Raw genomic sequence first — 12,281 nt, 5'->3', positions numbered from 1 at the left:
GGCGTTCCAGCCCAAATTTTCTGACCGACCGGTTGTGCCCACAATATCATCCATGATTAACGCGCCAACGAAGCCAAGCTTAACAAACTTCGCACACTATCGCCAAACTCAAGCGACAACAAAAAAGCCCAACTGATAACAGCTAGGCTCAATCAATATCATTGTTCAGGATGCGCTGGCTCAACTTCATAGCGAATATGACCGTCTTCGTTCAGGCCGTATAACGTCTGCGTATGCGCATCATCGAAGTACCCGAGGTTCATCTTGACGGTGTCGCCATCGACTTCGATGCCTTGGAACGCCCGCGTGAAAAACTCCCGAGTAATGCTCATTTTTTTAACCATGTCGTGCATCTTTTCAACGGCACTTGGTAATCGGTACCCTTCGTCCAGTAACCGACTGATGATCAGGACCTGAATCAGGGTATGAAAGTTATACAACCGGGCTTTATGCTCATCTTCACGGTCCATCGCGGAAATGTAGCCGCGTTGTTCCCAGTAACGTAATTGACGGGATGAAATGCCCGTCATCCGACTCAGTTCACCGATTCGAAAAACTAACAGGTCTAAATCAACAAAGTTCGGTAATTTTTTTCTATTTTCCATGTGGGTGCTCCACCTCTCAGGGATTGCTACTTTCATTATTTCACATTCATAGGGCCAGTAGCAAATGATTCCGCTGAAAAACCCCAAAACTCACCGGATTCTTACATTTGGGTCACTTTTTCCGTTGCATCGCAACGTGGGTAATCCCCACTTCTTGGAATGGCTCACCGATAACTTCAAATCCGAGTTGTTTGTAGAGACCGATGGCAGTTTCCTGCGCATTTAAACTGAGTAAACTACCTGGTTCGGCGTCCGCAATAAGTTGCTTGAGTAACTGCACGGCGTACCCGTTATGACGTTCTGAGGCTAAGGTTGCAACTCGCTGAATATGCCACTCATCGGTTGCATTTAACCGCGCCGTGACAACTGGTTGATCATCTATGTAGCCGACGTAGTGGGTCGTTTGAGCGTCTAAGGTGTCAAATTCTAGGTCGGCATCGATGCCCTGTTCTTTAACGAACACCGCTTGTCTGATTTTGGCGGCATCGGGATAAACCGAGTTGTTGGTGCCGGTTGCTTTTTTAATGGTTAGCATGATTAACTTCCTTTGTTTTTAGCGTGTAGGACTAATTTAACACGGTTTGGGGAGGTTGGCTAGCGGTTGTTGGAATTGATTATTGTTTGGGTGATCGTGGTGTTGCTTGGTGGTTGATATGACGTTATTTCATCGCTGTCCTCGAGACTAAACGTGTTATGGAAAACTGAAAGCTGCACGTAAGGGTAACCCGGCAAAAAGTCGCCAAACCCACGACTTTCTGCCGGGTTACCCTTACGCTCCGCTTTCAAATCGTTTTCCGACACACCCTTTCCCAATTCTGCTATACTTAATTCAAATTACGAAAGTAGGCGATGGTCGTGCAAACACACCATATTTCACTTCTGACGAAAGATGCCGCAAAGAATATTCACTTCTATACCGAAGTGCTGGGGATGCGGTTGGTTAAGAACACCGTTAATCAGGAAAACATTCACATTCGGCACCTGTTCTACGGCGATAATCTGGGGACGCCTGGTTCTGTGATCACCTTCTTCGTGCTCCCATTGCTGGGACGCCGAACTGATGGCAACCACTTTATCAACGGGTTTCGACTAGGAATTCCAACGGGTAGTGCTGATTTTTGGCAGAAACGGTTGACCGCAAATGGCATTACCGTCACGCCATCCGGGACAACCCTGCAGTTTGATGATCCGGAACAGATTCCAATCACCATGGTGGAAACGCCTACGCAATTGACCGAGTGGCAAATTGTACCGAATAACGGCATTGATGCCAAATACCAAATTACCAAGTTCTTAGGTACGGAACTTCACGTCCCCGACGTTGCAGCTTCCCAAGCCTTCTTTGAACAGTTACTGAATTTAACCGTTACTGATAACGTGGTTGAGTTAGAGGGCCAAGCGCAAATTAAACTGGTTCAAACGCCCGACTTTAACGAAGTCACCCGCTTTGGCCGTGGTAGTATCGACCACGTTGCCCTTCGTGTTGACGATGAGGCTGAACTGCTTCGTTTATACGACTTAGCCGAAAACCAAGGTTGGCAGATTGAAATGTACCGGGACCGTGGTTGGTTTAAGAGTCTCTACCTGCGTGATCCTGGTGATAACCGGATCGAGTTGGCGACCCCAACCCCTGGGTTTAGTTTGGATGAACCGATTTTGACGATGGGGAATGATCTTGGGTTGACGCCTAAGTTTGAATCTCATCGGCAGGAGATTTTGGATTACTATGCGAAGCAGGGCGTTGATTTTCATGATGGACGTTCGGTGGAGTAGTTGGGTTGAATGATATTTAAAAGCGATGGGCACTGTTTAGTTGTTGGCAGTGCGCATCGCTTTTTTAGTTACTTGGACTGGCTGTTTGCCGGCGCTTTGCTGGGCAAAGCCGCGTTTTTTTGGTGAGTGGTGCTGGCGACGTGCATTGCGATTACGTTGGTTTCGGCTCTGGTTTAACTTTTGTCTTTCCGCACGTCATCGGCATTCTGAGGTTCGTCATCCGAAGTGCTTTCTGGCCACCACGCCGAAACGCGAAAAAAGAAGCAGGGAGTTGCATATAAGGGCGTCCCAACGCAACTGGCCAAAACCCGGCCAGTTACGTTGGGACGCCCTTATATTTCACTCCCTAAACGCTTCTTTTTTCGCTCTATTTTGTCGAATCCGCATCCGGATTAGTAATCTTAATTCGGTTAGAATCCGTCGACTTATGATTCAACTCTGGCGCATCTGTCTTGAAGAGTGACTGGGTCGTGCCGCCGTGCTTGCTGTACAAGCTGGTTGACTTTTTGCCCAGTTTCTTTTCGATATTAACTTCCTTCAACAGACCATCGGCGTAGTTGTACTTTCTCGCATCAACCGACTTAAAGCCTTTTGGTGTGTAGAACCGCAACAAGTTCTTCTGATTCAATGAATCTGATAGGTGCAATTCCTCCCCTACCCGGTCCTGAATCTTGTCCATCTTCGCCTTCAGTTTCTTATCCGGCTGGATTTCTTGTCCCGTATGATTGTCGTATAAAGTGCCCGACAAGCAGGTGTACTTCTTCGTGATCCAATCTTGGTTTCGGAATGCCACTACTGGCTGGTGTTCTCTTGAGAACAGGTCCGTCCCGAACTGGATGTACTGCTTGGTACTAATGCCTAACAGGTGCAGCAACGTTGGCAGCACGTCAATTTCGCCACCGTATTCGTGACTGATGCGACCGCCCTTCGTTCCCGGCATGTTAAACATCAACGGTACCCGTTGCAGTTGGGTATTATCAAAGTCCGTCCAGTCGTCTGGATCCTTACCCAGTTCCTTAGCGAGGTATTTGTTTTCAGAGTTAGAAATGCCGTAGTGGTCACCGTACAACATGACCAGCGTGTTCTTCGCTAGGCCAGTCTTATAAAGGTAACTGTAGAATTCCTTCAATGATTGATCAAGGTAGTGAGCCGTGACGAAGTAGTTGTCCACAGTCTTGTTTCCCGTATCCGGCGCCTTAAAGTTCGGATCCATATCTTCCTTATCCAAGGAGAATGGGAAGTGGTTCGTCACGGTGAGGTATTTGACGTAAAATGGCTGCTGGAGCCGTTCTAGGTACTTCACCGAATCATTGAACAGGAGCTTATCTTTCAGGCCAAATCCGAGCGATTTATCGCCTGAGGTGTCATAGTAGCTGGCATCAAAGAAGTACTGGTAGCCCATATTCTTGTAAGTGTTGTTTCGGTTCCAGAAACTAGCCACGTTCCCGTGGAAAACTGCCGACGTGTAGCCTGCACGCTGGTTCAGGATCGCTGGCGCAGCTTGGAAGGTGTTATCGCTCCCCAGTTGCGAGAATAACGACCCCTGCGGCAAGCCGTAGGTACTGGTTTCCAGCATGTTTTCAGCATCACTGGTCTTCCCTTGCCCGACTTCGTTGAAGAAGTTATCAAAAGCGTAGGTGGATTGACTGTGATACAACTTATTCAAGAACGGCGTAACTTCCTTGCCGTTGACCTTTTTGTCGATCAGGAATTGTTGGAAACTCTCCAAGTGGATCACGATAACGTTTTTGCCCTTCGCCTTACCGTAGAACTGCTTATTCGGCTTGGCGTAGTTTTTCTTCATAAATTTAAATACGCCACTCAACTGCGACTTCTTCGCGGTCGCCCGAACATCGTTGGTGTGTTGGGTTTTAACGGCATCGTACACCGTGAAGGTATCGATCCCCAGGTATTTGACAATATACGACCGGTCAAAGGTCTTCGTTAACAACTGTGGTCGGTTCATTTCACTGACGGCCATCGTAAGGCCGAGGACTAAAAAGCCAACTGACGTGGTGGCAAAGGCCGCCCGCCAGTTGAGTGGTCGCTGATCCGTCTTGATCCGTCGAGTGAGTAGCAAGACGACCACGGCCACGATGTCAATCCAGAAGAGCACGTCATGAAACGATGTCAGGGCAATCGAGCTTCCACTCAGTCCTTGATTGACCTTCGAATACCCCAGCATCGTCGCAACCGTCATAAAGTCAGTGAATTCCCGGTAATAGATAACGTTGAGGTACAGCAGCACAGTGTTCAAAATGTCGATGACAATAACCAGTAAATAAAACAGCCGCGCTGGTTTAACATACAGCGCGAGACTGTAAAGAATGATGGCAGTCGCAATCGGGTTAAGCACAAACAGAATAAACTGTAAGGGATCGTTTAACACGATGTGAAAATCAACGAAGTAGGCCACCAGGGTCTTCAGCCAAAAACAAATGACCAATAATGTAGCAAACCCCAGCCGCGTGTTGGTTTTCTGCCAGATACGTTTCAGCAAATCCAAGATGATGGCTCCTTTAATTAACGACGTGTATAGCTGATAATCAGTGTAGCAGATTTTGGGGGATTTTGCAGGGTGGGTTGGGGTTTTTATGGGAAATTTAAGTAGCGGGTATTACTAGGCGGTTAGGGACCGGGCGGAAAGTTGCATACAACGAATCTCCAATAAAGTTGGCCAAAGCCCGGCCGCCGACTGCTTCTGGCGACGTGCTTTGCGACTACGTTGTTTTCGGCTCTGATTTAACTTTTGTCTTTCCGCACGTCATCAGTATTCTGAAGTTTGTCCTCCCAACCGTTTTCTAGCCACCACGCCGAAACGCGTCAACCAAAGCAGAGAGTTGCATACAACGAGGCGACAATCAAACTTGCCCCACGCCGTTACCGACTGCTTCTGGCGACGTGCATTGCTACTACGTTGTTTTTCGGCTCAGACTTAACTTTCACCTTTCCGCACGCCATTCGCAGTCTGAAGTTTGCCCTCTCAACCGCTTTCTGGCCACCACGCCGAAACGCGCCAACCAAAGCAGAGAGTTGCATACAACAAGACCCCAATAAAACTGGCCAAAGCCCGGCCAGTTTTATTGGGGTCTTGTTGTACTCCACTCTCTAAACGCTTTGGTTGACGCTCTACTGATTATAACTCTCCACCAAAATATCACTATCAGTCAAAGTCAACCGAGTCAAACTCCCATTAGCTGGCCGCACACTCAAATCGTACTTGCCACCCGCATAACGTTCCATCAAACTCAGCAAGGTGTTGCCATGACTGATCAATAAGACATTGTCGCCGTCCTTTAAGTCAGGGTTTTGACGAATGATATCGAAGCCCTTGTCGACTCGTTGCCAGTACTCGTCGTTATTTTCGGCTTGGTGGAATGGATCGGCATCCTTCAAGTAGTCCTTGGCTTTGGCAATAGAGTATTTGGCCACAATGTCCTTAAAGGTTGGTAGGCCGTGTGGGGCGCCCGCTAAGTACCACGCTTGCGCCATGTCGTTGCCTTCGAAGTAGCCGTAGAACTCTTCTCTGAAGTTCATCGCCGTCGTTGGTTCCTTGACGTCTGATGCCGTGTTCTTCGACAAGATGATTTTCGCCGTATCCATTGCCCGAGTCGTATCACTACAGTAAGCTGCATCAAAATGCACATCTGCCAACCGCTCGCCGGTCGCCTCAGCCCCATCGATTCCCTTTTGGGTCAACGGTGAATTACTCCACCCCTGCAATTTGTTGTAGATGTTAAAGTACGTTTGACCGTGACGGACCACGTATAAGTTAAGCTTAGTCATAACCCTGACACCTCATTTCGATTTGTTAAGTCAAGTATAGCATTTTGTCCGAACGGGCGTTAGTTGATTCTGAAACCGATTTCAGTTGAGTTATTTAACGGGCCGAATTGATGAACTGTGAGCTGGTCCCCGCCGCGTTGGATACAATGTTTGCATAATGGCGTTCACCGCAATCGGTGCTTCACCAAAGGCCGTGGCGATCAACGCCTGCTTGCCAGGATACGTGACCCCATCACCAATGGCGTAAATACCGGGTTCACTCGTCTGCATCGTGGTATCGACCTTAAACAAATGCCGTTCCGTCTCCAAATCAATGCCCCAAGCATCCACCGTCTTGTGGTCGGACGTAAAGCCGTAGCTCACTACGATATCATCCACCACCGTGGTGATCGTCTCATCCGTACGCATCTTCTTCAGCGTGACTGCCAACCCATCAGCAACCGGTTCGGCTGCCTTAATCATGTATGGCGTCGTCACTTCAATATCAGAAGCCTTCACCTGCGCTACCGTGTGTTCCAACGCCCGGAACTCATCACGCCGGTGCACCAACTGAACGCTCTTCGCAACCGGCGCCAACATCAACGCTTGATCCAAAGCGGAATCACCACCACCCGCAATCAAGACGCGCTTGTCCCGGAATTGTTCAACGTTAGTCACCGCGTAAAATAGATGGTTACCCTGCAATTCAGCTGCGTTATCGATCACCAATGGTCGCGGTGAAAACGAACCGTTCCCAACGGCGATCACAATGGCCTTACTCTCACTGGTTCCAGCTGGCGTGGTCACCATAAAGCCATCCGCCGTCCGCTGAATATCAGTCACGGTCTGGTCCAACTTCTGGGTGATTGGAAATTGCGCTAACTGCTTGACCTGCTGCTTAATCAAATCCTGCGCCTGAATATCCGGAATGCCGGCAATATCCAAAATGTGCTTTTCAGGATACAGGGCCTGCACCTGACCGCCCAACTGCGGCAAGCTTTCAATCAACTGCGCGTTTGCTTCGTGCATCCCAGCGTAAAAACCCGCAAAAATTCCCGCGGGGCCGCCACCAATAATCGTTAAATCATAACTTTCTGTCACTGTGTCATCCTCTACTTTCAATTAATAATGCGTTGTCCTTGTAGCGTTCGAACCTCTCGCAGGCCTGCGTTGATCAGCACGAAGATGGCCACCCATCCGGCAATGATCAACAACCATTTTTGTAAATCAAAGACATTCAAAAACGGCAACGGCACCTGCCAATCCCAGCCGGCGTGCAGTAACATCGCCAACACGTAAAATCGTAAAAACTTTGGTCGCGCCATCGTTTTACCTTGAACCGGCTGCCGGTTTTCCTTGGCTAAAATAATCGCTGCACCAACAATGGCTGACCAGATGGTGTGAGTCCCAATTGCCTGCCAACTACGCACAAACAGGGTCACTAACCCAAATTCACCGGTGTAGCCAGACGTTTCAAAGACCGCAAAGCCAGCCCCAACGCAGGCACCAATCAACAACCCATTAAAGATATAGTTTACCCGAAACGAGTTAATGAAGTAACCGATAATCAGCAACTTTGCGGTTTCTTCAATGAAGCCAATGGCTAACGCTGATGGCAAATCGACACCGTTGCCCGACGGAATGATCTCATACAACACCATCGTAGCAATCAATGACGCAATCCCACCGATCAAAAAGACCTGCGTGGCTTGAAACACCGAGATATTTTGGTACACGTTAATTTCAAAAAACATAATGGCTAACGAAAATGGTACCGCTAACGACCCAATAAAGATCATTCCGGGCACGGCCTTATCACTGTGAAACACCAAAAACAACAGTGTTAATAACCCAAAGCTAGCACCCAATAGCGCCATAACCCGGGTAAACAGCCACGGTTTGACCGGAGCGGAAGACACCTGTTCCAAACTGGGTGTCGTCGTTTTCGTGCCAACGATAAACAGCGCATCCGCTTCATCCTTATTATGACGTTTAAACACTTCCGAAAACATCCGAAACATATGGATCTCAACGACGGTATCTTCTCCCGTCCATTCGTTCAATTCCTTAGTCGCGTCATCGAAGAGATTATCGCGATGACGCTTCTTGCCTAGTTCTTTCAATTCAGTTTGACTCATGCCAGCTCCTCTCGCTTGCAACAATTCTCACGCAAAACTTAGTTGCAAAGTGTTGTGTTTAGTTTTCAGTTCACTTATCATTATAGTGTATCGTTTAGCGCTTTCAACTCATTAAATCGGGTGGCACCCCTTACTGCCGCCCATGGAGGTTTTTGAATGGCTACAAAGAAAATGATTTTAGACCTAGATACTGGGATTGACGACGCAATGGCGATTGCCTACGCTTTAGCTGCTCCGGACGTTGATCTGATTGGGATCATCGGTTCTTACGGGAACGTTTACGTTAAGGAAGGCGGCATCAACGCCCTTAAGATTTTGGAACTCTTAGGGACGACCGATGTGCCCGTTTACTTGGGCGAAAGCCACTCACTTGTGAGCGACCACTTTGACCGGATGCCAATTAGTGCCCGGATCCACGGTGAAAACGGGATTGGCCAAGTTGACCTGCCAGAACCTAAGCGGGCACTTGAAACCACGTCTGGCGTGGATTTCTTGATTGACGCCGTTCATAAGTACGGCAAGGATTTGACCTTAGTGCCAACCGGTCCTTTGACCAACTTAGCCAAGGCGCTTGAAAAGGCCCCTGAAATTGCGACCGAAATCGGCAACGTGACGCTGATGGGCGGCGCGTTGACCGTTGAAGGTAACGTGAACGCCTACGCCGAAGCCAACATCAACCAAGATGCTGAAGCGGCCAACGCCGTATTTACCAGCCCAATGAAGTTGACCATGGTTGGCTTGGACGTTACCCTGCGAACCCTATTGACCCGCAAGGAAACGTCACAATGGCGTGAACTCAACACCGCTGCCGGAACGGCCTTCGCCGACCTCGTGGACTACTACATCGAAGCCTACGAAGAAACCAACCCACAAGTGCCTGGTTGTGCCCTGCACGATCCGTTAGCCGTTGGGGTTGCCTTAGACCCAAGCTTCTTGACCACGTTAGGCCTTAACATGTTTGTTTCGACTGACCCTGCCACTTACGGGCGGACCATCGGTGACCAAGCTCGCTTGGATCAACCCGAAACTAACGTGAAAGTTGGAATCAACGTTGACGCTGACCGTTACTTGGCAACGTTCATGACCTATCTCACGAAACTGTTTGCAGCTAACTAACCATTATAATTAAAAAGATTCAGGCCAGTTGGTCTGAATCTTTTTTGTGCTTACTTTGCAAAATACTTGTTCACAAACTGCGCCACACCGTCATTCTCATTGGTATCCGTGTGGTAATCAGTCAATTTCAAAATTGCCGGTTGCGAGTTCGCCATTGCCACGCCAACTTCGGCCGCTTTCAACATGCCAGTATCGTTCTCAGCATCGCCGAACGCCATCAGGTTACTGTAATCAGCATCGAAGTGGTTCAGCAGCGCCTTCAAGCCAACCGCCTTATCAGTCGTTAAGCTCAGGAATTCCAGAATGTGGGGTTGAGACCGCACAATGTGGTATTTGGCCTTCAACTCATCCGGCAGCGTTGCCTGAAGTCGGTCAATAATTGCTGGATCAGCAGCGGCTACCGTCTTGGCGTACAGTTGATCTGGGAGATCATCAAAGCTCGTTGGTTCAAACTTAATGTCGCCACCAAGTTGGTAAATGGAGTCGTTTAAGTCAGTAATTGGGTAAACTTGTTCGAAGTTCAACACGTCCATTGGGAAGCCATTAGCTGCACAGAACTCGTGCAGTGGCACCAAATCTGCTTTTGACAGGCCCTGCTGAGCAAGGACTTCTCGACTAGTGTTGTTGATGACCAACGCACCGTTGAACGTAATCGTATAATCCGTTGGCTCAGTCAATCCAAGTTGTTCAATGTAGTGCCAAATCGCATTGATTGGCCGGCCAGTACACAGAACGACTTTGATGCCTTGTTCATGAATCGCCTTCAAGGCCTTTTCGTTGGTTAAGCTAATTTTTTTATCGTTGGTCAGGAGCGTGTTGTCGAGATCCAACGCAACTAATTTAATCATTTGTCCACCTCGTTTGCCGTAGTTAGGTTCATTGTACCATGTTGTGCTTGAATGCGTGATTTGACCCATAGACTTGAACCCACCGCTGGCATCGTGTTAACTTTACAATTTCATAAAATTGCCATCAAATTCATAGCTATCATCAAACATATCGACTACAATAACCGCAACAACTAATCACGCCATTAGGGGGCTTTAGGGATGACAATGACACACGTTAAATCACTATTAACGGTTACCGTTGCCGCACTTGCAGGACTTACCATTACGACCACTGCAAACGCTGCAACAACCGATAATGGCGCAACTCGGCTTACAACAGCCAGTTTGAGTAAGTACGAAGGCATGTTCAGTAACTGGTATTACCGTGCAAATAAGGCGACCAGCATTAAATTAATGTTCTACAGCAAAAGTAATCCTAAAAAGGTGACTTATAAGAAGTTCACTGTCCCCAAGGGCACAATCGTGGCTAGCCGTGCTATCACATCATGGCAACCATATATCCTGAATGACGGTTTCTACCGAGCTGACTTAAGTTATCACCTAAAGAAGTCAGTCATCAAAAAAATGGGCAACTATTACGGGAGTGGTGATTTGTATTTCAAATTCAAACCATCCAGTCGCTTCACCCGTGTTAAGCGACCTAGTTACGCATTGCCATATGGCAATAACATTCTAGCTAAGGGCGGTCTCTCCGCAATTAAGCAACTACCAACCGTCACAGGTGATGCTGTCAAACTCACTTCAGATGGCTATGTCGAAACTTACAAATCAGACGTTCAGGACTTTAACTCCCTAAACGATAATCAATTCTGGGGCGCTAAACCCACAAATTACCGAAAGATTAACCACGTATTAGTGAAAGGCGCTTCTACTTACCTCTATTACAGTTCAAAGTTACCCAACGTTAATGATAAAAAGGTTCGCAAATCTGGTCCATACAAGTACCGATTAACGATCACAAACAAGCACACCCCTTATCGCTACGAAGATACAAGCCAAAGTGACGATACCGGTTTCTCAAGTATCTACACCATTGGCGGCACACAATACAATACCCGAATCGCCCAAGGATGGAACTAACTCATTGAAAACCAAAAAGCCAGCAACTACTCGCACGAAAATGCGCAGTGGTTGCTGGCTTTTTTATTTGAGGAACGACGCAATCACGTCCAGCACCCCATTATGATCATTATCCAACGGTGTCACATAATCCACCGCCTGCCGAACATTCTCCGGAGCATTCGCCATCGCGTAACCGTATTTGGCCATCGCCAGCATCTCTAGGTCGTTGCCACTATCGCCAAAGGCCAAGGTTTCATCGCGAGTGATGCCCCATTTCGCCTGAAGTTTTGCTAATCCATAGGCCTTGTTGACGTGTGGCAACACAACGTCAATGCCACCTAAACCACTAGAAGTCGCCCGCAATTTCCCGGGAAATGTGGCGTTGACGAGTTGCTCTTGCGCGCTGACATCAAACTGCGCCCAGCTGATATCAATTTTATAGATGCCATCCGTCACCTCACGCAAATCAGGCACGTGCTGCATGTCACCGTAGAAATAGTGTGATGCCTTAAATCGCTTGCTGTTAGGCAACATTTCCGTATACGAAGCCCGCTGCCCAGAAAGAATTACCCAAGCATTGGCGAACAAAGGCGTTGTGGGCAACCAGTTTAAAAACTGTTGCAATGTTGCCGCTGGAATGACGTCTTCGCTAATGGCTTCCCCAGCCAACACGATGTGCGCACCATCTTCGGCCAGGTAAGTGATTTCACCGGTTACGCCGTCAAAATACGGTGGTAAGTGCGGATACTGATTGCCACTGGCCACCACAAACTTTACCTGCTGAGCTGCCATCTCGTTGAGTAACTGTTGAAACCGTGGCTGGTTAAACACACTATCGCCATCTAAAAAGGTCCCGTCCATGTCGGTTGCAATCATTTTGATTGTCATTGCGTCGCCTCCGTTGAGTTGATAGTTCAAGTTTACCACAACCGTCAGTCACTACCCCAACGACGTTTTCAAATCAAAATAAG

The 12,281-nt window shown here is 48.1% G+C and carries 11 protein-coding genes; 3 read left to right on the top strand and 8 right to left on the bottom strand.

The window, feature by feature from the left end; genetic code table 11:
- Nucleotides 1-158: 158 nt before the first annotated feature.
- Both ACYVR3_RS12375 and ACYVR3_RS12370 read right to left on the bottom strand, forming a co-directional pair.
- Nucleotides 159-605, bottom strand: coding sequence for a MerR family transcriptional regulator (locus tag ACYVR3_RS12375; protein ID WP_054733747.1), 447 nt, complete (start codon nt 603-605; stop codon nt 159-161).
- A gap of 112 nt (nt 606-717) precedes the next feature.
- Complete coding sequence (locus ACYVR3_RS12370) at nt 718-1,140, bottom strand: GNAT family N-acetyltransferase (RefSeq protein ID WP_461244497.1); 423 nt, start codon at nt 1,138-1,140, stop codon at nt 718-720.
- A 320-nt stretch (nt 1,141-1,460) separates the two neighbouring features.
- On the opposite strand from ACYVR3_RS12370, the gene ACYVR3_RS12365 reads away from it, so the two are divergent.
- On the top strand, nt 1,461-2,378 hold the full coding sequence (locus tag ACYVR3_RS12365) for a VOC family protein (RefSeq protein ID WP_461244496.1): 918 nt from the start codon (nt 1,461-1,463) through the stop codon (nt 2,376-2,378).
- A gap of 367 nt (nt 2,379-2,745) precedes the next feature.
- Here the strand turns inward: ACYVR3_RS12365 and ACYVR3_RS12360 are convergent, their stop codons facing one another.
- The 4 genes from ACYVR3_RS12360 to ACYVR3_RS12345 form a co-directional block, all read right to left on the bottom strand.
- Nucleotides 2,746-4,884 (bottom strand): LTA synthase family protein, encoded by a 2,139-nt coding sequence (locus ACYVR3_RS12360; RefSeq protein WP_461244495.1) that lies wholly within the window; start codon nt 4,882-4,884, stop codon nt 2,746-2,748.
- A gap of 623 nt (nt 4,885-5,507) precedes the next feature.
- The gene (locus tag ACYVR3_RS12355; protein WP_054733741.1) at nt 5,508-6,164 is read right to left on the bottom strand and encodes a histidine phosphatase family protein; all 657 of its coding nucleotides are present in this window, start codon (nt 6,162-6,164) and stop codon (nt 5,508-5,510) included.
- Between the two features lie 90 nt (nt 6,165-6,254).
- Nucleotides 6,255-7,244 carry an NAD(P)/FAD-dependent oxidoreductase gene (locus tag ACYVR3_RS12350; protein WP_461244494.1) on the bottom strand — a complete coding sequence of 330 codons (990 nt, stop codon included), beginning with the start codon at nt 7,242-7,244 and terminating at the stop codon, nt 6,255-6,257.
- 17 nt (nt 7,245-7,261) lie between these two features.
- Complete coding sequence (locus ACYVR3_RS12345) at nt 7,262-8,281, bottom strand: PrsW family intramembrane metalloprotease (RefSeq protein WP_461244493.1); 1,020 nt, start codon at nt 8,279-8,281, stop codon at nt 7,262-7,264.
- Nucleotides 8,282-8,437: 156 nt separating this feature from the next.
- Between ACYVR3_RS12345 and ACYVR3_RS12340 the strand changes: the two genes are divergently transcribed.
- Nucleotides 8,438-9,397 carry a nucleoside hydrolase gene (locus ACYVR3_RS12340; RefSeq protein WP_461244492.1) on the top strand — a complete coding sequence of 320 codons (960 nt, stop codon included), beginning with the start codon at nt 8,438-8,440 and terminating at the stop codon, nt 9,395-9,397.
- Between the two features lie 50 nt (nt 9,398-9,447).
- On the opposite strand, the gene ACYVR3_RS12335 is transcribed toward ACYVR3_RS12340, so the two are convergent.
- Complete coding sequence (locus ACYVR3_RS12335) at nt 9,448-10,245, bottom strand: Cof-type HAD-IIB family hydrolase (RefSeq protein WP_461244491.1); 798 nt, start codon at nt 10,243-10,245, stop codon at nt 9,448-9,450.
- A gap of 201 nt (nt 10,246-10,446) precedes the next feature.
- Here ACYVR3_RS12335 and ACYVR3_RS12330 point away from each other — a divergent pair, with 201 nt between their 5' ends.
- Nucleotides 10,447-11,328 (top strand): hypothetical protein, encoded by an 882-nt coding sequence (locus tag ACYVR3_RS12330; RefSeq protein WP_461244490.1) that lies wholly within the window; start codon nt 10,447-10,449, stop codon nt 11,326-11,328.
- Nucleotides 11,329-11,391: 63 nt separating this feature from the next.
- Here the strand turns inward: ACYVR3_RS12330 and ACYVR3_RS12325 are convergent, their stop codons facing one another.
- Complete coding sequence (locus tag ACYVR3_RS12325) at nt 11,392-12,198, bottom strand: Cof-type HAD-IIB family hydrolase (protein ID WP_461244489.1); 807 nt, start codon at nt 12,196-12,198, stop codon at nt 11,392-11,394.
- Nucleotides 12,199-12,281 lie beyond the last annotated feature (83 nt).

It is taken from the genome of Secundilactobacillus muriivasis (assembly GCF_054785195.1).
Note: the sequence above shows the minus strand (reverse complement) of the source record. Positions and strands in the feature narration are given on the sequence as shown.

Coding starts and splice junctions, on each gene's coding strand:
- ACYVR3_RS12325 (WP_461244489.1), bottom strand. CDS start 12,198: ATGACAATCAAAATGATTGCAACCGACATGGACGGGACCTTTTTAGAT.
- ACYVR3_RS12340 (WP_461244492.1), top strand. CDS start 8,438: ATGGCTACAAAGAAAATGATTTTAGACCTAGATACTGGGATTGACGAC.
- ACYVR3_RS12375 (WP_054733747.1), bottom strand. CDS start 605: ATGGAAAATAGAAAAAAATTACCGAACTTTGTTGATTTAGACCTGTTA.
- ACYVR3_RS12345 (WP_461244493.1), bottom strand. CDS start 8,281: ATGAGTCAAACTGAATTGAAAGAACTAGGCAAGAAGCGTCATCGCGAT.
- ACYVR3_RS12335 (WP_461244491.1), bottom strand. CDS start 10,245: ATGATTAAATTAGTTGCGTTGGATCTCGACAACACGCTCCTGACCAAC.
- ACYVR3_RS12330 (WP_461244490.1), top strand. CDS start 10,447: ATGACAATGACACACGTTAAATCACTATTAACGGTTACCGTTGCCGCA.
- ACYVR3_RS12355 (WP_054733741.1), bottom strand. CDS start 6,164: ATGACTAAGCTTAACTTATACGTGGTCCGTCACGGTCAAACGTACTTT.
- ACYVR3_RS12370 (WP_461244497.1), bottom strand. CDS start 1,140: ATGCTAACCATTAAAAAAGCAACCGGCACCAACAACTCGGTTTATCCC.